We start from the raw sequence: 20,652 nt of genomic DNA on the forward strand, positions 1-20,652 counted from the left end.
TCCGCTACGCGCCGAACCTGCGCAGCAGGTCGTCCTCGTTCGCGACGAACCACACCGATTTCCCGCGATTGGACTCGCGAACGAGCGCGCGTAGCGCTTCGCTGCGCGCGAGCCAGCGGTCGATGTCGCCGACCACGCCGAGCCGCACGCCGTAGTTGACGAGTTTCTGCAGCACCGCGCCGGCCAGTCCGCTGTCGAGCCGGTAGAAGTCGTCGTGCAGTGCGTCGGCGGGGACTGCGACCCAGTCGGCTTCATGCTCGTGCGCGAGCGCGACGAGGTCGAGCGCATCGCTTTCCCGCTGCACGAGGCCGGCGGCAGGATCCAGGACCAGTACGCGGCTGTCGGCCGCCTGAACGATGCGGTGGGGCATGAGGGTTGGCTCCGTCGACATGATCGTCATGCCCCGCGCATCACTTGTCGACCAGCCGCTTCGGCACCGACAGTGCGAGCAGCCCGCCGAGCACGAGGAACCCCGCAAGCATGTACATGCCCGCGTCGTTGGCGCCCGTCGCCTGCTTGAGCCAGCCCATCAGGTAGGGGCTCAGGAAGCCTGCGAGATTGCCGATCGAGTTGATCATCGCGATGCCGGCCGCGGCGGCCGCACCGCCGAGGAACGCGGTCGGCAGGCTCCAGAACAGCGGCAGCGTCGTCAGGATGCCGATCGTCGCGAGCGTGAGGCCGAGCATCGCGAGCGCGGTCTGGTGCGCCCAGATCACCGACAGCACGAGCCCCAGCGCGCCGATCGCGGCCGGAATCGCGAGGTGCCAGCGGCGTTCGCGGTGCTTGTCCGCGCTGCGCGCGATCAGGATCATCGCGACCACCGCGGCCGCATACGGAATCGCCGACAGCAGGCCGATCGCGAACGTGTCGGTGACGCCCGTCGCCTTGATGATCGTCGGCAGCCAGAAGCCGACGCCGTAGAGCCCCATCACGAACGAGAAGTAGATGAGCGCCATCAGCAACACGCGCGGGCTTGCCAGCACGGCGCCGAGCGGTGGATCTTCCTTGGTCGCTTCCTCCGCGTCGACGTTGCGCGTGAGCAGCGCCTTTTCGTCGTCGGTCAGCCAGTTCGCCTTCGCGATCCGGTCGTCGAGCTTGAAGAACACGAGCACGCCGACCAGCACCGACGGGATGCCTTCGAGCAGGAACAGCCATTGCCAGCCGTGCCACCCGCTGATGCCGTCGAACGCCTTCAGGATGAAGCCCGAGAGCGGCCCGCCGATCACGCCGGACAAGGCGACTGCCGTCATGAAGAACGTTGTCATCCGGCCGCGCCGGTGCGCGGGATACCAGTAGGTGAGGTAGAGGATCACGCCGGGGAAGAAGCCCGCTTCGGCGACGCCGAGCAGGAAGCGCATCACGTAGAACATCGCGGGCGTCGTGACGAACATCGTCAGGATCGAGATCACGCCCCAGGTCGCCATGATGCGTGCGATCCACACGCGCGCGCCGACCTTGTGCAGGATGATGTTGCTCGGCACCTCGAACAGGAAATAGCCGAAGAAGAAGATCCCGGCGCCGAGCCCGTAGACGGTGTCGCTCAGGTTCAGGTCGCTCGCCATCTGCAGCTTCGCGAACCCGACGTTCACGCGGTCGAGATACGCGACCACGTAGCACAGCAGCAGGAGCGGCGTGAGCCGCCACGACACCTTGCGGTAGGTTGCTTCCTCGAATGCGCCGGACGAACCCGGCAGCGACTGCGTCGATGTTGCCATTTTGTCTCCTGTCGACCCAAGTTGGCGCTTTAGCGCTTACTTGGGTCCCATGCTATGCGGTCGACCCAAGTCGGCGCTTCAGCGCCTGCCTGGATCCCGTGCTTTGCGGTTTTTATGGTTGACCGGAGCCGATACATCGGCACCCGATCCGGTGTCGTGCGAAGCAATACATGAATGCCGTGCCGGCCGGTGAATCCCGACGCGGCACGCGAACAGCCAGGTGCGGCTAGATGCAGCGTCCGCCGTCGACTTCGAGACAGACGCCCGTGATGAATTCGGCCTCGTCGGACGCGAGGTAAAGCGCCGCGTTCGCGATGTCCTGCGGTGTCGAGAAGCGGCCGAGCGGGATCGTCGCGAGGAAGCGGCTGCGGTTGTCGGGCGTGTCCTCGCAGCCCATGAATTCGGTCATCAGGGCCGTCTCGCCGAGCACGGGATTGATGCAGTTCACGCGGATGCGGTCGGCGCCGAGTTCGGCCGCGAGCGACTTGCTCGCGGTGATCATCGCGCCCTTCGTGCTGTTGTACCAGACGAGGCCCGGGCGCGGCCGCACGCCGGCCGTCGACGCGACGTTCACGAACACGCCGCCGCCCCGTTCGCGGAAGTACGGAACGAAGGTCTGCACGCACCAGAACAGGCTCTTCATGTTGACCGCGTACACGCGGTCGAACTCGGCTTCCGTCACGTCGAGCACCGGCTTGTTGCGGTGCGTGGTGCCTGCGTTGTTCACGACGATCTGCACCGAATGGAAATCGTCGAGCGCGGCCTGCAGCAGCGCGTGCCAGTCGTCCTGCTTCGACACGTCGCCCGCCACCGCGATCGCCTTGCCGCCCGCGAGCGCGATCTCGCTCGCGACGCGCTCGGCCGCCGCGCCGTTCAGGTCGTTGACGACGACGTTCGCGCCTTCGCGCGCATACGTCTTCGCGATGCCTTCGCCGAACCCCGAGCCGCCGCCCGTGACGATGGCCGTCTTGCCGCTCAACCGCATGGTGTGTCTCCTGTGCTGGTTATGAGAGTCGTCTTGCTGCGCAATGCGGCCGGCCGCTGCCGGCCGCGTTTCGCGTGCCGCGCGTTCAGCCGTGCCGGATCGCGATCGTCTTCAGTGCGGTAAAGCCGTACAGCGCCTCGAAGCCTTTTTCGCGGCCGTGACCCGAGTGGCCGACGCCGCCGAACGGCAGTTCGACGCCGCCGCCCGCGCCATAGTTGTTGATGAACACCTGGCCCGCACGCAGGCGCCGCGCGACGCGCATCTGGCGCGCGCCGTCGCGCGTCCAGATGCCCGCGACGAGGCCGTACGGCGTGCCGTTCGCGAGCGCGACGGCTTCGTCTTCGTCGACGAAGCGCATCGCGGCGAGCACGGGGCCGAACACTTCCTCCTGCGCAAGCCGGTGCGACGGCGGCACGTCGCGCAACAGCGCGGGTGCCTGGTAGAAGCCGCTTTCGGGCGCGTCGGCGACGACCTGCCCGTGCGCGGCCATCGGAATGCCGTCGTGCTGCGCGTCGGACAGGAAATCCCACACGCGCTGCTGCTGCTTCGCGTTGATCAGCGGGCCGCAGTCGAGGTCGGCGCGGCTCGGGCCGACGCGCAGCCCGTTGAACGCGGTAGCGAGGCGCTCGAGGAGCGGCTCGTAGACCGCGCGCTCGATCAGCACGCGGCTGCCGGCCGAGCAGGTCTGGCCGCCGTTCTGCACGATCGCCGACACGAGCACGGGCAGCGCCGCTTCGAGATCGGCATCGGCGAACACGATCTGCGGCGACTTGCCGCCGAGTTCGAGCGTGACCGGCACGTGGTTCTCGGCCGCCATCTGCGTGACCAGCTTGCCGGTGGCCGGCGAACCCGTAAACGAGATGTGGTCGATGCCCGGATGGCGCGCGAGCGCGGCGCCGGCTTCATGGCCGTAGCCGGTGACGATGTTGAGCGCACCGGCCGGCAGCCCGGCCTCGGCGGCCAGTTCGGCGACGCGCAGCACCGACAGGCACGCATCCTCGGCCGGCTTGACGACGCACGCGTTGCCGGCCGCGAGCGCCGCGCCGACGCTGCGCCCGAAGATCTGCATCGGGTAGTTCCACGGCACGATGTGGCCCGTGACGCCGTGCGGTTCGCGCACCGTCAGCACCGTATAGCCGGCCTGATAGGGGAGGGTTTCGCCGTGCAGCTTGTCGGCGGCGCCTGCATAGAACTCGAAGTAGCGCGCGAGCGCGGCCGCATCGGCGCGCGCCTGCTTCAGCGGCTTGCCGGTGTCGCGCGCCTCGATCGCCGCGAGTTCCTCGATGGAATCGGCCACGCGCGCCGACAGCCGCATCAGCACGCGGCCGCGCTCGGCGGCGCTCGCGGCGCCCCATGCGCCTGCGAACGCATCGCGGGCCGCGGCGACCGCGCGCTCGATGTCGGGCGCGGTGCCGCGCGCGATCGTCGCGAACGGCTGGCCGTCGGATGGGTCGATGACCGCGATCGTTTCCAGTTGCGCGGGCAACGTCCATTCACCCGCGATGAAGTGCTTCGCCTCTTCCATGCCTGCTCCTGTCGAACAGCGTTAGCGCTTCAGCGCTTACTCTGGTCCCATGCTTCGCGGTCGACCGGCGCCGGCGCTTCAGCGCCGACGTCGATCCCGTCCAACGCCGCTTGTGGTTCGACGGCCGGACATCCGGAACGATTATCGCGCCGATCGTCATCCGGACGCCACCGGTCGATTGGCTATAATGGCGCATTCCGTTGAGGGACGCCTGCGGCGGTGCATCGGCCGCGGCGCCCTGTCCCGAATTCCCATCGACCTACAGAGAGCGCTCATGAGCTTCAATCATGTTCCGGCCGGCAAGGACCTGCCGCAAGATTTCAACGTGATCATCGAGATTCCCGCGCAAAGCGATCCGGTGAAGTACGAGGCGGACAAGGAGCTGGGCCTCCTCGTCGTCGACCGCTTCATCGGCACGGGCATGCGCTATCCGGTGAACTACGGCTACATCCCGCAGACGCTGTCGGGCGACGGCGATCCGGTCGACGTGCTGGTGATCACGCCGTTCCCGCTGCTGGCCGGCTCGATCGTGCGTTCGCGCGTGCTCGGCATGCTGCAGATGACCGACGAGTCGGGCGTCGACGCGAAGCTGGTCGCGGTGCCGCACGACAAGATCTGCCCGATGACGGCGAACCTGAAGTCGATCGACGACGTGCCCGAGTACCTGAAGGACCAGATCAAGCACTTCTTCGAGCAATACAAGGCGCTCGAGAAGGGCAAGTGGGTGAAGGTCGAAGGCTGGGCCGGCATCGAAGCCGCGCACAAGGAAATCACCGACGGCGCCGCGAACTACAAGAAGTAAGCGGCGCGCCGGCCGACGGCCGGTTCGTGTGAAACGCAAAACCGCGCGTGTCTCCTCAGGAGGCCGCGCGGTTTTGTTTTGCGCGCGCGGTTTTCTTGCGTGCGGAAGGCGATGCGGGCGCGGGCGGGGTGGTGGTATTCGGTGTGTCCTTCGCGCGTTTGGTGCGGCGACGGACAACGGAGATTTCGGTGGCTTCGGCGGATTTCGTGGCCGACGGACGGCGGCGAACCGGTGCGGGGCCGGTGGTGTCGCGTCCGTTCGTGACGGGCTTGCCGTTGGTTGCCGGAGCTTTTCTTTTCGACGATGAGGACGCGGCCTGTTGGCCTTTTTTCGACGGCGTGCCGCGCGACGAGGTCTTTTTCACGACCGCATCGCCGTCGGTCTTCGCGTTCTTCGCGACCGGCGCGGCTTTTGCCGCCTTTGGAGCATTGGCGGCTTGTCGGGTCTTCGCGGTTTTCGCAGACTTGATGGCTTTCTCGGCTTTCTCGGCTTTCTCGGCTTTCTCGGCTTTTCCGTTTTTTCCGGTCTTCGCGGCAGGCCGCTCAATTTCAGCCGTCTTCGTCGCGCTATCGACGGTCTCCGCTTTTGCCTTCACCTTCTTCCGCCCGCGCGCACCCGCCTTCAACCCGGCAGCCTCACCATTTCCGTCGACCGTCACACCAACCGGCAGCACCGATTCCAGCGTCCGCAACCCGGCCGCCAGCTCGCGCTTCTGCGTGGGCGTGAGCCGCTTCACCCAGTATTCGGCGCGCGACGCGCTCGACCGGTCGGGCAGCGGAAACGACGCGAGCACCGCGCGCGGCTTGCGCGAGCGCGTGTAGCGCGCGCCCTTGCCGGCGGCATGCTCGTCGAAGCGCGCGGCGACGTCGGTCGTGATGCCCGTGTAGACGCTGTCGTCGGCGCATTCGATCAGATACAGAAACCAGGACATGGCGGGGCGGCGGGATGCGAAGCCGCCAGTGTCTCAGAAAAGTTGCGCGTCATCGCAGTCCGTCGCCGTGCCCGTCGCGAAAGCGGCTCGGCGCCGCGCCGAGTTCGCGCGTGAAGAAGCGCGTGAACGCGCTCGTCGAACGGAAGCCGACGCGCACGCCGATCTCGCCGATCGGCAATTGCGTATTCAGCAGCAGGTCGCGCGCCTCGCCGAGCCGTGCCTGCGCGACGAGCGCGTGGAAGCCGACGGCTTCGCGATGCAGCCGCCGGCGCAGCGTCCAGCGCGACATCGCGAAGCGCGTGCACACGTGCTGCATCAGCGTGTCGGCCGGCACGTCGGCGTCGTCGGAGGTACGCAGCCAGTCGCGCACGCATTGCTCGACGGACGAGCCGAACGTCGAGCGCACGCGAACCCGGTCGCGCGCGGCGTCGGCCGCATGACGCTGGATGCCGGCGAGCGGCGCATTGTAGCGCTCGAACGGCGTGTCGAAGTGCGCAGAGCGCAGCACGATGCGGTTGTGCGCAGCGTCGAACGACACCGGCGCGCCGAGCATGTCGCGCAGCGCGGCCGCGGGCGCGAACGCACGGCCGGCGAATTCCGCGTCGTCGACGCGCACGTGCGGATCGTACAGGCGCGCGAGCGCCGCGAGGATCGCGAGGTTCGCGAGCGCGCTGCCCGCGTGCCGGCCGTCTCCTTCGTTCACGTATTCGAGCGCGATCGCATCGCCGTTCTCGTGCGCGAAGACCCAGTCGACGTTGCCGATCAGCTCGCGATAGTGCAGGTAACCGTGCAGCGCGTCGCGCAGCGTCGCCGCGTTGCACGTGACGCCCGCGAGCTCCGGGAACGGCACGAGCCACGGCACGGCCTGAGGCGGCGAGCGGTGCCAGGACAGCGGCCATCCGCTCGTCAGCCGCATCGCGGCGACGTGCCGGTCGCCCGCGATGCGGCGCGTGTCGTCGGCGAGCTCGGCCGGCCCGATGCCGAGCGCCTCGTAAAGCGGAGCAACGTCGATGCCGTTCGCGCGCGCGTCTTCGCACAGCCAGCGGTAGATCCGGATGGATACCGATTTCTGTCGCAACTCCATGTCTGTCTCCCTGTCGTCATGCCGTTCGGGTTTGTCCCCGCTGCGAGAGGTCAACGCATGCTCCTGCCGGTCAAGCGTGGTGACCGGTCGATTTTTAGACTCGGACGCTGGAGTGTGGCGACAAGTACAACAGATCGATTCAGGAGGATCAATGAAAACTTCGCTGTTCCGGTGTTCGACGATCGCGTCCGCGTGCGCGCTCACGGTGCTGCTCGCGTCGTGCGGCGGCGACGACATTCAGCCGGGCCCCGTCGCGCCGGCCGACCCCGATGCCGCTGCCGACCAGCGCGCGGCCTCGCTCGTCGCGCAACTGACGACCGACGAGAAGCTGCAGCTCGTGCACGGCACGGGCCTGCCCGCACTCGACCTGGGCGGGCCGTTTCCGACCGATGCGCTGAACGGCGCGAGCTACATCCCGGGCGTGCCGCGGCTCGGCATCCCGGGCGTCAGCAGCGCCGATTCGGCGGGCGGCGTGAACGTGAAGAATGCGCGCGTGACCGCGCTGCCCGCGCCGGTCGCGCTCGCGGCGACATGGGATCCGGCGCTCGCGGGCACCTACGGCACGCGCATCGCGCTCGAACTGCGCGCGCTCGGTTTCGCGGAAGGGCTCGGCGGCGGCGTGAACCTCGCGCGCGAGCCGCGCAACGGCCGCACGTTCGAATACATGGGCGAGGATCCGGTGCTCGCGGGCACGCTGAGCGCCGCGCGCACGAACGCGACGCAGGCGCAGAAGGTGATCGCGACGATCAAGCACTTCGCGTTCAACGACCAGGAAACCAACCGGATGACGATCGATTCGGTCGTCGACGAGCGGACCATGCGCGAGGCCGAGCTGCTCGCGTTCGAGATCGGCGTGAAGGACGGCCAGCCGGGCAACGTCATGTGCTCGTACAACAAGCTGAACGGCGTCTATGCGTGCGAGAACCCGTATCTGCTGACGACGGTGCTGAAGAACGAGTGGGGCTTCAAGGGCGTCGTACAGTCGGACTGGGGCGCGACGCATTCGACGGTCGCGGCCGTACAGGCGGGGCTCGACGAGGAACAGCCGGGCGCGGCCGACGACAACAACGCGCCGCTCGGCTCGTTCTTCAACACGAAGCTGCGTGCGGCGCTGCAGGCCGGCAGCGTATCGGTCGCGCGCCTGAACGACATGGTGCAGCGCAAGCTGCGCACGCTGATCCGCATCGGCGTGATGGACGCGCCGCCGAAGCCGGGCGGTGCGATCGACGAAGCCGCCGGCAACGCCGATGCGCTCGCGATCGCGCGACAGTCCGCGGTGCTGCTGAAGAACGCGGCCGTGCCCGGCGATGCGCAGCCCGTGCTGCCGCTGGCGGCCGGCGTGCTCAAGTCGGTCGTCGTGATCGGCGGCCATGCGGACGCGGGCGTGCTGTCGGGCGGCGGCTCGGGCGCGGTGCCGGCGATCGACGGCAATGCGGTGACGACCTGCCAGCAGCCGGCCGACACGCTGTTCGGAGGCTGTGCGACCTGGTACAAGTCCGCGCCGCTCGCGGCGATCCGCGCGAAGGCGCCGAACGCGTCGGTCAGCTATCTCGACGGGACCGATGCGAACGCCGCCGCGAACGCGGCCGCGCAGGCCGATGTCGCGATCGTGTTCGCGACGCAATGGCAGACGGAAGGGCTCGACCTGGCGAGCCTGTCGCTGCCCGATGCGAAGGCCGATCCGTACAACCAGCAGTACGACCAGAACGCGCTGATCGCCGCGGTCGCGGCGAAGGCGAAGCGCACGATCGTCGTGCTCGAGAACGGCAGCCCCGTGCTGATGCCGTGGCTCGCGAACGTACACGGCGTGCTCGACGCATGGTATCCGGGCGTGCAGGGCGGCCAGGCGATCGCGGACCTGCTGTTCGGCGATGCGAACCCGTCGGGCCGGCTGCCGCTGACGTTCCCGAAGCAGGAGGCCGACCTGCCTCAGCCGACGATCGACCCGTCGGGCCGGCAATCGGTCTATGCGGAAGGGCTCGCGTACGGCTACCGCTGGTTCGACGCGAAGGCGATCGAGCCGCTGTTCCCGTTCGGCTATGGGCTGTCGTACACGACGTATGCCCTTGCCGGGATGACCGCGCAGGCCGATGCATCGGGCAACGTGACGGTTGGCGTGACGGTGACGAACACGGGCGCGCGGGCCGGTACGCAAACGGTGCAGATCTACGCGGCGTTGCCCGCATCGCTCGGCGAACCGCCGAAGCGGCTCGTCGGCTGGACCAAGGTCGCGCTGCAGCCGGGCGAGTCGCGCGCGCTCAGCATTGCGGTTCCGTCGCAGCGTTTCGCGACCTGGGACGTGAACACGCATGCATGGCGGGTAAGCGCGGGCAGCTATACGCTCACGGCCGCCGCGTCGTCGCGCGATCCGCAGGCGCTGTCGCAGGCGGTGTCGCTCGCGGCGCGCTGACCGGCCGCGTCATGCGCGGGGCAGACCCGGAGCATCGCTCCGGCCGGCCCCGCGCCGAATGTGCCCGATGCAGACCGGCGGCGCACGCGCCGACTCGCGCTACTCGGCGCCGCGCCGGAACGGATCGTGCTCGCGCAGCTCGTCGACGTACGCGTGAATCTGCTCGGTCTCGCGTTCGAGAAAGCGCGCGACCGCATCCGAGAACGCCGGGTGCGCGAGCCAGTGCGCGGAGTGCGTGACGGTCGGCAGGAAACCGCGCGCGAGCTTGTGCTCGCCTTGCGCACCGCCTTCGAACGTATCGAGCCCGGCCTCGATGCAGAATTCGAGCAGCTGGTAGTAGGCCGTTTCGAAATGTAGGCAGGGCACGTGCTCGAGCGCGCCCCAGTAGCGGCCGTACAGCGTGCCGCCGCCGTGCTCGCCGCGCCGGTAGATGGCGAGCGCGCTCGCGATCGGCTGGCCGTCGGCTTCCGCGATCACGAGCAGCAGGTTCTCGGGCATCGTCGCGCCGATCGTGCGGAAGAAGTCGAGGTTCAGGTACGGGCTCGAATAGTGTTCGCGGTAGGTCTGCCGGTAGCAGCGCGAGAAGAAGCGCCAGTCGGCATCGCTGATCCGGTCGCCGGTGAGCCGCCGGAACGTCACGCCCGCATCGTGCACCTTGCGCCGTTCCGCGCGGATGTTCTTGCGCTTCTTCTGCTCGAGCGTGGCGAGGAAATCGTCGAAGTGGCGGTAGCCGTCGTTGATCCAGTGGAACTGCACGCCTTCGCGCAGCATCATCCCCATCGATTCGAGGAGCCGCGCTTCGTCGCCGGTCGGGAACAGCACGTGCAGCGACGACACGTCGCTCTGCTCGGCGAATGCGAGCAGCGTGGCCGCGAGCCGGCGGCGCGCATCGTCGTCGGCTGCGAGCAGGCGCGTGCCCTGCACCGGCGTGAACGGCACCGCGCACAGCAGTTTCGGGTAGTAGGGCAGGTCGTTGCGCTGGTACGCGTCGGCCCACGCCCAGTCGAACACGTATTCGCCGTACGAATGCTGCTTCGCGTAGACGGGCGCGGCAGCAACGAGGCGGCCGGTGCCCGCATCGGTCAGCGTGACGAAGTGCGGCGACCAGCCGGTATCGTCGACCGCGCAGCGCGCGACGTGCAGCGCGTCGAGGAATTCGTGGCGCAGGAACGGCGTCGGCTGCGCGTCGCGCGCGAGCAGCGCGTTCCACTCTTCGGCCGGCACCTCCGCGGGGGACGACAGGATGCCCGTGCGATAATCGATGCGTTCGTGTTTCAAGCGTGAATCCGTACCGTTGGATGTTGCCGGATGCGTGCCGTCGTGGCCCGCATCCGGGACGATTTCGTCAGCCGTTCAGGGCGCGCCGCCGGGCTGCGCCGATCCCGTCATGAAGACCCGACTCGCTCTCGCCCAGATCAACGTCACCGTCGGCGATTTCGCCGGCAACGTCGCGCGCATCGTCGCAGCCGCGCGCGCCGCGCACAACGATGGTGCGCACCTGATGGTCGCGCCCGAACTCGCGCTGTCCGGCTATCCGCCGGAAGACCTGCTGCTGCGGCCCGCGTTCTACGCGGCGGCCGCCGCCGCGCTCGACTCGCTCGCCGACGCGCTGAAGCCGTTCGACGGGCTTGCGGTGCTGGTCGGCCATCCGATGCGCGGCGTGGGCGGCGATCCGATCGCGCCAGCCGTCGATGGTAATGCAAACCGCCCGATCGAGCGCGGCGTGCCGCCTACCGACACCTTCAACGCGGCGTCGCTGATCGTCGGCGGCGAGATCGTCGGCACCTACCGCAAGCAGGATCTGCCCAACGCCGAGGTGTTCGACGAGAAGCGCTATTTCGCGACGGACGCCGAGCCGCTCGTGTTCGAGCTGAACGGCGTGAAATACGGCGTGATCATCTGCGAGGACGCGTGGCACGCGTCGGCCGCGCAGATCGCGAAGGCGGCCGGCGCGCAGGTGCTGCTGATCCCGAACGGCTCGCCGTACCACATGAACAAGGAAGCGGTGCGCATCGAGATCCTGCGCGCGCGGATTCGCGAGACCGGGCTGCCGATGGTGTACGTGAACCTCGTCGGCGGCCAGGACGAGCTCGTGTTCGACGGCGGCTCGTTCGTGCTCGACGCGCAAGGCGTGCTGGTCGCGAAGATGCCGCAGTTCGACGAAGGGCACGCGATCGTCGAATTCGACGGCGCGCAGCCGCTGCCCGGCGCGATCGCGCCCGAGCTATCGACGGATGCGCAGGTGTACCGCGCGCTCGTGACCGGCGTGCGCGACTACATCGGCAAGAACGGGTTTCCCGGCGTGCTCGTCGGGCTGTCGGGCGGCGTCGATTCCGCGCTGGTGCTGGCCGTCGCATGCGATGCGCTCGGTCCCGAGCGCGTGCGCGCGGTGATGATGCCGTCGCGTTTCACGGCCGACATCTCGACCACCGATGCGGCGGAGATGGCGCGGCGCGTCGGCGTGCGCTACGACGAGATCGCGATCGCGCCGATGTTCGACGCATTCCGCGCGTCGCTCGCGGGCGAGTTCGCGGGCCTCGCGGAAGATGCGACCGAGGAGAACATCCAGGCGCGCATTCGCGGCACGCTGCTGATGGCGCTGTCGAACAAGTTCGGCTCGATCGTGCTGACGACCGGCAACAAGAGCGAGATGGCGGTCGGCTACTGCACGCTGTACGGCGACATGGCCGGCGGTTTCGCGGTGATCAAGGATATCGCGAAGACGCTCGTGTACCGGCTCTGCCGCTATCGCAACGAGACGGCCGACTACGTGCTGCGCAACGTGATCCCCGAGCGGATCCTGACGCGCGCGCCGTCGGCCGAGCTGCGCGAGAACCAGACCGACCAGGACAGCCTGCCGCCGTACGACGTGCTCGACGCGATCATGCGGATGTACATGGAAGAGGACCGGCCGCTCGCCGAGATCGTCGCGGCCGGTTATGCGCAGGCCGACGTCGAACGCGTGACGCGGCTCATCAAGATCAACGAATACAAGCGCCGCCAGGCGCCGATCGGCATCCGCGTCACGCATCGCGCATTCGGGCGCGACTGGCGCTACCCGATCACGTCACGCTTTACCGAGCGTCTCGACTGACCCGTGCGCGGCTTACCGCACGGCTTACAATCGGGATCGCGCTTTTTCATCCAAACGAGCATTGAGGGACAACCATCATGAAACGCATTACAGCCATCATCAAGCCGTTCAAGCTGGACGAAGTCCGCGAAGCGCTCGCCGAAGTGGGTCTCACGGGCCTGACCGTGACGGAAGTGAAGGGCTTTGGCCGCCAGAAGGGGCATACCGAGCTGTATCGCGGCGCCGAATATGTGGTCGACTTCCTGCCGAAGATGAAGATCGAGGTGGTCGTCGCGGAAGCGCAGGTCGACCAGGTGATCGACGCGGTGATCGGCGCGGCGCGCACCGGCAAGATCGGCGACGGCAAGATCTTCGTGTCGGACGTCGAACGCGTGATCCGCATCCGTACCGGCGAAGAGAACGAAGCGGCCGTCTGAGCGCCGCATTCGTCAGTGGTCAGTGGGCCGTGCGAAACCGGCCCGCCAATAAAAAACGGTGCGATACCCGGTTGGGTACCGCACCGATACGCGCCTCTCGCAGCAGCGTGGAAAGTGTTGTCGAATCGTTCTTTGGACGGCGCCTGATCAGAACAGGTGCTGGATGCCGGCGTAGACGCCGGTCTGGCTGCCGCCCGGATGCGGGTTGCCGGTCGACACGGCCGTGCCCGCGCCGTTCGCGTTCAGGCCGAAGTTGGCCGTCGAGCTGTTGCGCACCGTCGCGACCTGGACGTCGAACAGCGTGCGCTTCGAGATGTTGTACGAACCGCCGACCGTGTAGATGTTCGCGTTGCCGCCGCCGTGGTTCGCGTTCACGTGATACACGGCCGCGATCAGCGCCGCTGCCGGCGTGGCCTGCCACGTCACGCCGCCCCAGACCTGCTGGGTGCCGGTGATACCGTTGTTGACGGCCGGGCCGCCGCTGCCGTCCGCGTGCGACGACTGGTAGGCGGCCTGCAGCTTGAACTGGCCGAGGAACACGTTCGCGCCCGCGAAGTATTCACGCGAGTAGTTGAACACGTCCGAGAAGCGGCCGTTGCTGTCGCGCGTTTCGTCGTAGATGCCGCGCAACTGGAACAGCGAGTTCGTGTAGGTGATCTGCGCGCCGGCTGCACGGCCCGGCTGGCCGGCCGTCGTGTTGCCGTTGAAGCTGGTCGAGTTCGAGAACGCGAACTGGCCGTAGAAGTCGAAGCCGTAGAACTGCGGCGACTGGTACGACACGTTGTTGCTGGTCTTGTTCCAGTTGCGGCCGCGCACGAGCGATGCCGACGACCAGCTCGACTGGCCCAGCGGATCGAAGTCCCACACGCCGTTCGCGATCGCGAGTTCACGACCGAACAGCAGCGTACCGTAGCGGTCGTTCGAGATGCCGACCGTCGCGAAACGATCCCAGATCGAGCCGGACGTGCCGAGGCCGCCGTTCATCGTGTTGAACGCGCCTTCGAGGTGGAACAGGACCTTGTTGCCGCCGCCGATGTCCTCGCTACCCTTCAAGCCCCACAGGCTCGTGCCCCAGTCGCCGCTTTCCGCGCGCACTTGGTGGCCGTTTTGCAGGCCGTTCAAGTACTCGATGCCGGCATCCAGACGGCCATACAGCGTGACGCTGCTCTGCGCGTGCGCCGTCACCACCCCAGCAGCCATCAGCGCGGCCGCGACCAAAGCTTTCTTCATCATCTCCTCCATACCCTGTCAAAAAGTCAACCCAGACTGCACGAGATGCCCGGAGCGCGAGCGCCGGGCAAAAGCGGGATAACCAGGGAGACCTCGTGCAGGGCCGGTAAGCACGGCACGCGGGCAAGCAGACGGAAAACCGTTGAGCGGTCCCGCGCAGCCGGGTCGGCCTGCGGGGTCTCCTTGTATTGTCGTGAAGCTAAACTACATTTCACGAACTTCGTTTTGCTACTTTGGTTACTAATTTAGCAAAAATACAATTTTGTGGCGATGGAAATCGTTGTTTGACTAACACCTGTCGCCAATTTGCCATGCAACACAGTGCGCAACAGGTGCCATAAGGGTTCGCAATTACCGGAAAACCCTTGTCCCGCAAGGGAGACATGAATTCCGCGTACATGGGTCAAGGATTGCCACTATTGACGTTGCAGGGGCGCGGGCGTAAGCGCGAAAGACGTGAAATTGGTAAGTATTTCGTAATGAATCGGCGGCCGCCGGATGCCGCTGTCCCATGCCTGCAACGCCCGCCGCATAAGGCGTGCGGCTGCGGCGTATCGAGTTCAGCCGGGGCCCGGCCGTGCGTCGAGCAGCTGCGCGCGAATCCAGCGGTGCGCATCGGTGCGCGCATGCTTCGCGTGCGAGTAGACCTTCACCGTGTAGCGCGGGATCTCGAACGGCGCGGGGAAGATGCGGATCGGCGCCGCGTGCCGCAGCGCCTGCGCGGCGCGGTTCGGCACGGTCATCAGGAGTGCGGATTCCGCGATCACGAACGGCGCGGCGAGCACGGTCGGCAACTGCACGGCGACCTGCCGCGCGAGGCCGAGCCGGTCGAGCACGTAGTCGACGACGCCGCGCGCTTCGTTCCATGGCGTGACGACCACGTGGCGGGCCGCCAGGTACTGGTCGAGCGTCAGCCGCCGGCGGATGTCCGGATGCGCGGCGCTTGCGATCACGACGTAGTCGTCGGAGAACCAGTCGAAATCCTCGATGCCCGGCGCGTCGGCCGTCGATTCCTCGTGGTAGCCGAGCGCGAAATCGATGCGGCCGGCCGCCAGCTCGTCGACGGAAATCTTCCGGTCGGAATGCACGACGCGGATCCGCAGCCGCGGCGCGACGTGCTGGATGCGCGCGAGGAACGCCGGCAGCACCGCGAACGCCGTGTAGTCGGTCGCGGCGAACACGAACGTGCGGTCGCTTTGCGCGGGATCGAAGCGGCGCGCGCGGGCGAGCCCCTTCGACATCGCGTCGAGCGCGTCGCCGGCCCACGTGGCGATGTCGTCGGCGCGCACGGTCGGCTGCATCTCGTTGCCGAGTCGCACGAACAGCGCGTCGCCGATCGCGTCGCGCAACCGCGCGAGCGCGTGGCTCAGCGCGGACGGGCTCATTGCAAGCTCGTGCGCGGCCGCGGCGACCGATCGGTGGCGGTACAGCGCGTCGAACGCGAGCAGCAGGTTCAGGTCGAGACGACGCAGGTCGGGATGCATCATGTTCAGGTCCGGATGAAGAAACTGCACTTCCTGCCGGCACGGCGCGAACGTAGCATGACGGTCTGATCGGCGCCAGCGCGCTTGCGCGGCGTCGCTTTCCGTTTCAAGTCCGGGCCGGAGGAGGGCTCAACCCGTGCAAATCGACATCCGTACCGCCACCGTCGCCGACGTGCCGCTGATCCTGCGCTTCATTACCGAGCTGGCCGTCTACGAGAAGGCGGAGCACGAAGTGATCGCGACGCCCGCGTCGCTCGAGCGCAGCCTGTTCGGCGAAGGATCGCCGGCGCGCGCGCTGATGTGCGAGGTCGACGGCGAGCCGGTCGGCTTCGCCGTGTATTTCTTCTCGTATTCGACCTGGCTTGCCCGGCAGGGGCTGTATCTCGAGGATCTGTACGTGTCGCCGCGTTTTCGCGGCGCGGGCGCCGGGTTGCGCCTGCTGAAGGCGCTCGCGCGGATCGCAGTCGAATCGGGCTGCGGGCGGTTCGAATGGAGCGTGCTCGACTGGAACGAGCCGGCGATCCGTTTCTACGAGAGCGTCGGCGCCGCGCCGCAGAGCGAATGGGTGCGTTACCGGCTCGCGGGCGACGAACTGCGCGCGTTCGCCGACGGCGCGCCGGTGAGCGCCGCGTAAACGCAAAACGGGCGCCCCGCGAGGCGCCCGTTCGCACGTCGTGCGTTGCGTACGTTACGTGCGTTACTTGAGGCTGCCCGACAGGAACCCGCGCAGGCGTTCGCTCTTCGGGTTGGCAAACACCTCGGCCGGCACGCCTTCTTCCTCGACGCGGCCCTGGTGCAGGAACATCACGTGGTTCGACACGTTGCGCGCAAAGCCCATCTCGTGCGTGACGACGATCATCGTGCGGCCTTCCTCGGCGAGCTTCTGCATCACCTTCAGCACTTCGCCCACCAGCTCCGGGTCGAGCGCCGACGTCGGCTCGTCGAACAGCATCACGTCCGGATGCATCGCCAGCGCGCGCGCGATCGCGACGCGCTGCTGCTGGCCGCCCGACAGGTGCGACGGATACTGCTTCTCGACGCGCGGCGCGAGGCCGACCTTCTCGAGATACGCGCGCGCACGATCCTCGGCTTCCTTCTTCGGGATGCCGAGCACGTTCACGGGCGCTTCCATCACGTTCTCGAGCACGTTCATGTGCGACCAGAGATTGAAGTGCTGGAACACCATCGACAGCTTGGTACGCACGCGCTGCAACTGCTTCGGATCGGCCGCGCGCAGCGCGCCGGCCTTGTCGAGGGCGGTGCGCACTTCCTCGCCGTCGACGAAGATGCGGCCGGCGTTCGGCTGTTCGAGGAAGTTGATGCAGCGGAGCATCGTGCTCTTGCCGGAGCCGGACGAGCCGATCACGCTGATCACGTCGCCGGCGTTCGCCTTCAGCGACACGCCCTTGAGCACCTCGTTGCTGCCGTAGCGTTTGTGGAGATCGTCGACGAAAAGCTTCTGGGTCTGGGAATTCATCAATAGTCCTGCGGAAACTTACTTGCCTTGCGGGCGCAGATATGCGAGCCAGCGGCGCTCGGCCTGGCGGAACAGCCACACGAGCGCGAACGAGATCACGAGGTAGAGCAGGGCGGCGATGCCGAACGCGTGGAACGACATGTAGGTAGCCGAGTTCACGTCGCGGGCGATCTTCAGGATGTCCGGCACGGTCGCGGTGAACGCCACCGTCGTCGCGTGCAGCATCAGGATCACTTCGTTGCTGTACAGCGGCAGCGCGCGGCGCAGCGCCGACGGCAGGATCACGCGGCGATACATCGTGAACGGCGTCATCCCGTACGCGCGCGCGGCTTCGATCTCGCCGTACGACGTCGCCTTGATCGCGCCCGCGAAGATCTCGGTGGTGTACGCACAGGTGTTCAGCGTGAACGCGAGCAGCGTGCAGTGCATCCCGTCGCGGAAGAACGCGTCGAGCATCGGTGTGCCGCGCACGGCCTGCAGGCTGTAGAGGCCCGTGTAGCAGAGCAGCAGCTGCACGTAGAGCGGCGTGCCGCGGAACACGTACGTGTAGAGCCACACGGCGCTCGACAGCCACTTCCTCTTCGACACGCGCGCGACCGCGAGCGGCACCGACAGGCAGAAGCCGAGGCCGATCGACACGACCAGCAGCCACAGCGTGATCGCGACGCCGGTGATGCGATAGCCGTCGGTGTACAGATAGTTGCGCCAGTATTCTTGGATGAGTTCGATCATAGGTCAGCCTTGCGGACACCGGTCGAGTAGCGCTTTTCGAGCCACATCAGCACGAAGTTCGAGATCGTCGTGATGGCGAGGTAGACCGCTCCCGCGATCAGCGTGAAGAAGAAGAACCGCAGCGTGCCCTTGCCGGCGTCCTGCGACGCCTTCACGACGTCGGCCAGGCCGATGATCGACACGAGCGCGGTCGACTTCACGAGCACCTGCCAGTTGTTGCCGATGCCCGGCAGCGCGAAGCGCATCATCTGCGGGAACATGATCCGCGTGAACACCTGCCAGTTCGTCATCCCGTACGCGCTGCCGGCCTCGAGCTGGCCGCGCGGCACCGACAGGAACGCGCCGCGGAACGTCTCGGTGAAGTACGCGCCGTAGATGAAGCCGAGCACGAGCACGCCGGCGAGGAACGGGTCGATGTCGATCTGGTCCCAGCCGAGCGCGTCGGTCGCGATGTTCAGCCAGATCTGCAGGCTGTAGAACAGCAGCAGCATCAGCACGAGGTCGGGCACGCCGCGGATCAGCGTCGTGTAGACGGTGCCGATGCCGTGCGTCACGCGGTTGCGCGACAGCTTCGCGCCCGCGCCGAGCAGACCCAGCAGGAACGACAGCGCAAGCGAAAGCACCGCCAGTTTGACGGTTTGCCAGGTGCCTGCGAGGATCAGCGGGCCGTAACCTTGTAGAAACATATGTGGTCCCTGGTGTGGTCCCTGAGGGCGCACGCGGTGCGCCGCGAAAGACGCGCCCGCCAAGCTGCGCGGAACGCCCCGTGCGTATCATGACCGTCCGCCCCGGCAACGGTGCCGGGCCAGCCCGTCGCGCGAGCGGCGGGCAAGGGGGCGGGCGGCGCGTGGTTGACTGCCTGTACTGCCCGGATGCAGGGCCGCCCCCGCATCCGTTGCTTCTTTTTGTCCGCGCTCAGCGTGCCGAAGCCGAATAGACGCTGAACGAGAAGTACTTGTGCGACAGCCGGTCGTACGTGCCGTCCTTGTGCATGTCGGCCAGCGCGGTGTTGATCTTGAGCTTCAGGTCCGTATCTTCCTTGCGCAGGCCGATCGCGGTGCCGTCGCCGATCGTTTTCGGATCCTTCACTTCCGGTCCGGCGAATGCGAAGCCCTTGCCGCGCGGCGTGCGCAGGAAGCCGTAGTCGGCCTGCAGTTCGTCCTGCAGCGTCGCGTCGAGGCGGCCCGAGCCGAGATCGGTATAGACCTGGTCCTGATTCTGGTAAGGAATGACCGTCACGCCCTGCGGTTCCCAGTACGCCTTCGCGTAGGTTTCCTGCGTCGAGCCCTGCTCGACGCCGACGCGCTTGCCTTTCAGCGACGCGACCGTCGGCAGCAGCGGCGAGCCGGTCTTTGCGATCATCCGCGCCGGTGCGTCGTACACCTTGTCGGAGAAGTCGATCTGTTCGCGGCGCTTGTCCGTGACGGTCAGCGACGACACGATGACGTCGTACTTCTTCGCCTTCAGCGCCGGGATGATCCCGTCGAGGTCCTGCGCCACCCACACGCATTTCACGTTGATCCGCTTGCAGATCTCCTTGGTGAGATCGACGTCGAAACCGACGATCTCGCCGCTCGGAGCGGTCGACTCGAACGGCGGGTAGCTGGCATCGACGCCGATCCGCACGGTCTTCCACTCCTTCGCGAAGGCGCTGCCCGCCACGAGGGCGAGGGCGGCGCACAGGGCGGCCTTCTTCATTTCCATCCTTCTGTTGCTGACTTTCCGGGGCGCTCGCGGCCGGTCGGACCGGGCGCCGCGGCGTATTCTAGACGGCCAAAATTCGCCGATCGGCGTTCTGGCGATGGCGGCCGCCGGACGGGCGAACGCCAAAAGGGCGGTATTTTACCCGAACGCGATACCCGGAAAACGGCAATCCGGCGCGATAGATCGATTCTTCGATTCTGCGATTCGGCTGTTGCGGCAATCGCGGTATTCGCAACGAATATTTCGGCAATTGAATGTGCGGGTGCAACGATGCGGTGCGCGGGCGGCGGATTGTGGCGCCATCGGCGCGCCCCTACAGTGGAGGTAAACCCGCAAAGAGACCCCGCCTTCCGGAGTGCCCGCCCCATGTTCGAGATCCGTCGCGCCGCCGATCGCGACCAGCGCAGCCACGGCTGGCACGAATCCCATCACAGCTTTCCCGACGCCGCCGGTCGTGGCGCCGCGCCGGCGTTCGGCGCGCTGCGCGAACTGAGCGAGGAGTGCATCGCGCCGACCCGCGGCTTCGGCATGCGTCCGTACCGCGATACGGAAATCGTCACCTACGTGCTCGACGGCGCGCTCGCGTACCGCGACAGCATGGGCAGCGGCGCGATCGTCCGCGCGGGCGGCGTGCAGCGCACGAGCGCCGGCACGGGCATCCTGCTGAGCGAAACCAATGCGTCGCGCGACCAGCCGCTGCGCCTGCTGCGGATCCGGCTCGCGCCAGCCGGGCCGGGCGGCCGGCCCGGCTATGCGCACGCGCGCTTCGCCGACAGCGAGAAACGCGGCCGGCTGCGGCTCGTCGCGTCGCCGGACGGCGACGACGGCTCGCTGCCGGTGCGCGCGGATGCGCGAATCTTCGCGGGATGGATCGACGGGGACGAGCGGGCGGCGTTCGACGTGCCGGCCGGCCGCCGCGTTTATGCGCATGTGGCGCGCGGCGAGGTGGAGATCAACGGTCGCGCGCTGGCGGCGGGCGATGGCGCGGGCATCGGCGGCGTGGACGCGGTCACGGTCGCGCGCGGCCGGGCGGCCGAGGTGCTGCTGTTCGACGTTGCGTGAA

19 protein-coding genes are annotated in these 20,652 nt (G+C 67.4%); 6 read left to right on the plus strand and 13 right to left on the minus strand.

The features are described 5' to 3' along the window. Positions 1–4: 4 nt before the first annotated feature. The 4 genes from ACM6JT_RS29055 to ACM6JT_RS29070 form a co-directional block, all read right to left on the minus strand. Entirely contained in the window at positions 5–370 is a 366-nt protein-coding gene (locus ACM6JT_RS29055) for a DUF4180 domain-containing protein (RefSeq protein WP_105392936.1), read from the minus strand. 40 nt (positions 371–410) lie between these two features. Further along, the gene (locus ACM6JT_RS29060; RefSeq protein ID WP_407970778.1) at positions 411–1,715 is read right to left on the minus strand and encodes an MFS transporter; all 1,305 of its coding nucleotides are present in this window, start codon (positions 1,713–1,715) and stop codon (positions 411–413) included. A 226-nt stretch (positions 1,716–1,941) separates the two neighbouring features. Next, complete coding sequence (locus tag ACM6JT_RS29065; RefSeq protein ID WP_034178736.1) at positions 1,942–2,700, minus strand: SDR family oxidoreductase; 759 nt, start codon at positions 2,698–2,700, stop codon at positions 1,942–1,944. Positions 2,701–2,785: 85 nt separating this feature from the next. Further along, positions 2,786–4,225, minus strand: coding sequence for an aldehyde dehydrogenase family protein (locus ACM6JT_RS29070; RefSeq protein WP_105392933.1), 1,440 nt, complete (start codon positions 4,223–4,225; stop codon positions 2,786–2,788). Positions 4,226–4,499: 274 nt separating this feature from the next. Here ACM6JT_RS29070 and ppa point away from each other — a divergent pair, with 274 nt between their 5' ends. Beyond that, the gene (gene ppa / locus ACM6JT_RS29075; protein WP_034178734.1) at positions 4,500–5,027 is read left to right on the plus strand and encodes an inorganic diphosphatase; all 528 of its coding nucleotides are present in this window, start codon (positions 4,500–4,502) and stop codon (positions 5,025–5,027) included. Between the two features lie 55 nt (positions 5,028–5,082). Here the strand turns inward: ppa and ACM6JT_RS29080 are convergent, their stop codons facing one another. Continuing rightward, positions 5,083–5,958, minus strand: a complete 876-nt coding sequence (locus ACM6JT_RS29080) for a GIY-YIG nuclease family protein (RefSeq protein WP_414857751.1) — start codon at positions 5,956–5,958, stop codon at positions 5,083–5,085. 49 nt (positions 5,959–6,007) lie between these two features. Further along, the gene (locus ACM6JT_RS29085; protein ID WP_034184760.1) at positions 6,008–7,042 is read right to left on the minus strand and encodes a helix-turn-helix transcriptional regulator; all 1,035 of its coding nucleotides are present in this window, start codon (positions 7,040–7,042) and stop codon (positions 6,008–6,010) included. Positions 7,043–7,193: 151 nt separating this feature from the next. On the opposite strand from ACM6JT_RS29085, the gene ACM6JT_RS29090 reads away from it, so the two are divergent. Further along, complete coding sequence (locus ACM6JT_RS29090; protein ID WP_414857752.1) at positions 7,194–9,452, plus strand: glycoside hydrolase family 3 C-terminal domain-containing protein; 2,259 nt, start codon at positions 7,194–7,196, stop codon at positions 9,450–9,452. 99 nt (positions 9,453–9,551) lie between these two features. Here ACM6JT_RS29090 and ACM6JT_RS29095 read toward each other — a convergent pair whose 3' ends face one another. After that, complete coding sequence (locus ACM6JT_RS29095) at positions 9,552–10,730, minus strand: GNAT family N-acetyltransferase (protein WP_034184762.1); 1,179 nt, start codon at positions 10,728–10,730, stop codon at positions 9,552–9,554. Positions 10,731–10,839: 109 nt separating this feature from the next. On the opposite strand from ACM6JT_RS29095, the gene ACM6JT_RS29100 reads away from it, so the two are divergent. Together ACM6JT_RS29100 and ACM6JT_RS29105 are read left to right on the plus strand one after the other, a co-directional pair. Beyond that, positions 10,840–12,546: an NAD+ synthase gene (locus ACM6JT_RS29100; RefSeq protein WP_414857753.1), complete on the plus strand. Its 1,707-nt coding sequence runs from the start codon at positions 10,840–10,842 to the stop codon at positions 12,544–12,546. Positions 12,547–12,623: 77 nt separating this feature from the next. Further along, positions 12,624–12,962 carry a P-II family nitrogen regulator gene (locus ACM6JT_RS29105; RefSeq protein WP_006398637.1) on the plus strand — a complete coding sequence of 113 codons (339 nt, stop codon included), beginning with the start codon at positions 12,624–12,626 and terminating at the stop codon, positions 12,960–12,962. Between the two features lie 147 nt (positions 12,963–13,109). Here the strand turns inward: ACM6JT_RS29105 and ACM6JT_RS29110 are convergent, their stop codons facing one another. Together ACM6JT_RS29110 and ACM6JT_RS29115 are read right to left on the minus strand one after the other, a co-directional pair. After that, complete coding sequence (locus ACM6JT_RS29110; protein ID WP_034184914.1) at positions 13,110–14,195, minus strand: porin; 1,086 nt, start codon at positions 14,193–14,195, stop codon at positions 13,110–13,112. Between the two features lie 557 nt (positions 14,196–14,752). Beyond that, positions 14,753–15,679 carry a LysR family transcriptional regulator gene (locus ACM6JT_RS29115; protein ID WP_034184915.1) on the minus strand — a complete coding sequence of 309 codons (927 nt, stop codon included), beginning with the start codon at positions 15,677–15,679 and terminating at the stop codon, positions 14,753–14,755. Positions 15,680–15,812: 133 nt separating this feature from the next. On the opposite strand from ACM6JT_RS29115, the gene ACM6JT_RS29120 reads away from it, so the two are divergent. Further along, positions 15,813–16,310 (plus strand): GNAT family N-acetyltransferase, encoded by a 498-nt coding sequence (locus tag ACM6JT_RS29120; protein ID WP_414857754.1) that lies wholly within the window; start codon positions 15,813–15,815, stop codon positions 16,308–16,310. A gap of 63 nt (positions 16,311–16,373) precedes the next feature. Here ACM6JT_RS29120 and ACM6JT_RS29125 read toward each other — a convergent pair whose 3' ends face one another. The 4 genes from ACM6JT_RS29125 to ACM6JT_RS29140 form a co-directional block, all read right to left on the minus strand. Beyond that, positions 16,374–17,153 carry an ABC transporter ATP-binding protein gene (locus tag ACM6JT_RS29125; RefSeq protein ID WP_034184764.1) on the minus strand — a complete coding sequence of 260 codons (780 nt, stop codon included), beginning with the start codon at positions 17,151–17,153 and terminating at the stop codon, positions 16,374–16,376. A gap of 18 nt (positions 17,154–17,171) precedes the next feature. After that, on the minus strand, positions 17,172–17,885 hold the full coding sequence (locus ACM6JT_RS29130; RefSeq protein ID WP_034184765.1) for an ABC transporter permease: 714 nt from the start codon (positions 17,883–17,885) through the stop codon (positions 17,172–17,174). Next, complete coding sequence (locus ACM6JT_RS29135; RefSeq protein WP_034184766.1) at positions 17,882–18,571, minus strand: ABC transporter permease; 690 nt, start codon at positions 18,569–18,571, stop codon at positions 17,882–17,884. Before ACM6JT_RS29135 ends, ACM6JT_RS29130 begins: the two co-directional genes overlap by 4 nt. Before the next feature lie 229 nt (positions 18,572–18,800). Beyond that, a complete protein-coding gene (locus ACM6JT_RS29140) occupies positions 18,801–19,583 on the minus strand; it encodes an ABC transporter substrate-binding protein (RefSeq protein ID WP_034184916.1) in 783 nt (260 codons plus the stop codon). Between the two features lie 372 nt (positions 19,584–19,955). Here ACM6JT_RS29140 and ACM6JT_RS29145 point away from each other — a divergent pair, with 372 nt between their 5' ends. After that, positions 19,956–20,651 carry a pirin family protein gene (locus tag ACM6JT_RS29145; protein WP_414857755.1) on the plus strand — a complete coding sequence of 232 codons (696 nt, stop codon included), beginning with the start codon at positions 19,956–19,958 and terminating at the stop codon, positions 20,649–20,651. Position 20,652 lies beyond the last annotated feature (1 nt).

This window comes from Burkholderia sp. IT-111MI5 (genome assembly GCF_949752865.1).
Taxonomy (GTDB): domain Bacteria; phylum Pseudomonadota; class Gammaproteobacteria; order Burkholderiales; family Burkholderiaceae; genus Burkholderia; species Burkholderia pyrrocinia_C.

What these genes read in the sequence shown, in the direction of transcription:
- ACM6JT_RS29055 (WP_105392936.1), bottom strand. Translation starts at nt 370, where the DNA reads ATGCCCCACCGCATCGTTCAGGCGGCCGACAGCCGCGTACTGGTCCTG.
- ACM6JT_RS29060 (WP_407970778.1), bottom strand. Translation starts at nt 1,715, where the DNA reads ATGGCAACATCGACGCAGTCGCTGCCGGGTTCGTCCGGCGCATTCGAG.
- ACM6JT_RS29065 (WP_034178736.1), bottom strand. Translation starts at nt 2,700, where the DNA reads ATGCGGTTGAGCGGCAAGACGGCCATCGTCACGGGCGGCGGCTCGGGG.
- ACM6JT_RS29070 (WP_105392933.1), bottom strand. Translation starts at nt 4,225, where the DNA reads ATGGAAGAGGCGAAGCACTTCATCGCGGGTGAATGGACGTTGCCCGCG.
- ppa (WP_034178734.1), top strand. Translation starts at nt 4,500, where the DNA reads ATGAGCTTCAATCATGTTCCGGCCGGCAAGGACCTGCCGCAAGATTTC.
- ACM6JT_RS29080 (WP_414857751.1), bottom strand. Translation starts at nt 5,958, where the DNA reads ATGTCCTGGTTTCTGTATCTGATCGAATGCGCCGACGACAGCGTCTAC.
- ACM6JT_RS29085 (WP_034184760.1), bottom strand. Translation starts at nt 7,042, where the DNA reads ATGGAGTTGCGACAGAAATCGGTATCCATCCGGATCTACCGCTGGCTG.
- ACM6JT_RS29090 (WP_414857752.1), top strand. Translation starts at nt 7,194, where the DNA reads ATGAAAACTTCGCTGTTCCGGTGTTCGACGATCGCGTCCGCGTGCGCG.
- ACM6JT_RS29100 (WP_414857753.1), top strand. Translation starts at nt 10,840, where the DNA reads ATGAAGACCCGACTCGCTCTCGCCCAGATCAACGTCACCGTCGGCGAT.
- ACM6JT_RS29105 (WP_006398637.1), top strand. Translation starts at nt 12,624, where the DNA reads ATGAAACGCATTACAGCCATCATCAAGCCGTTCAAGCTGGACGAAGTC.
- ACM6JT_RS29110 (WP_034184914.1), bottom strand. Translation starts at nt 14,195, where the DNA reads ATGATGAAGAAAGCTTTGGTCGCGGCCGCGCTGATGGCTGCTGGGGTG.
- ACM6JT_RS29115 (WP_034184915.1), bottom strand. Translation starts at nt 15,679, where the DNA reads ATGATGCATCCCGACCTGCGTCGTCTCGACCTGAACCTGCTGCTCGCG.
- ACM6JT_RS29125 (WP_034184764.1), bottom strand. Translation starts at nt 17,153, where the DNA reads ATGAATTCCCAGACCCAGAAGCTTTTCGTCGACGATCTCCACAAACGC.
- ACM6JT_RS29130 (WP_034184765.1), bottom strand. Translation starts at nt 17,885, where the DNA reads ATGATCGAACTCATCCAAGAATACTGGCGCAACTATCTGTACACCGAC.
- ACM6JT_RS29135 (WP_034184766.1), bottom strand. Translation starts at nt 18,571, where the DNA reads ATGTTTCTACAAGGTTACGGCCCGCTGATCCTCGCAGGCACCTGGCAA.
- ACM6JT_RS29140 (WP_034184916.1), bottom strand. Translation starts at nt 19,583, where the DNA reads ATGAAGAAGGCCGCCCTGTGCGCCGCCCTCGCCCTCGTGGCGGGCAGC.
- ACM6JT_RS29145 (WP_414857755.1), top strand. Translation starts at nt 19,956, where the DNA reads ATGTTCGAGATCCGTCGCGCCGCCGATCGCGACCAGCGCAGCCACGGC.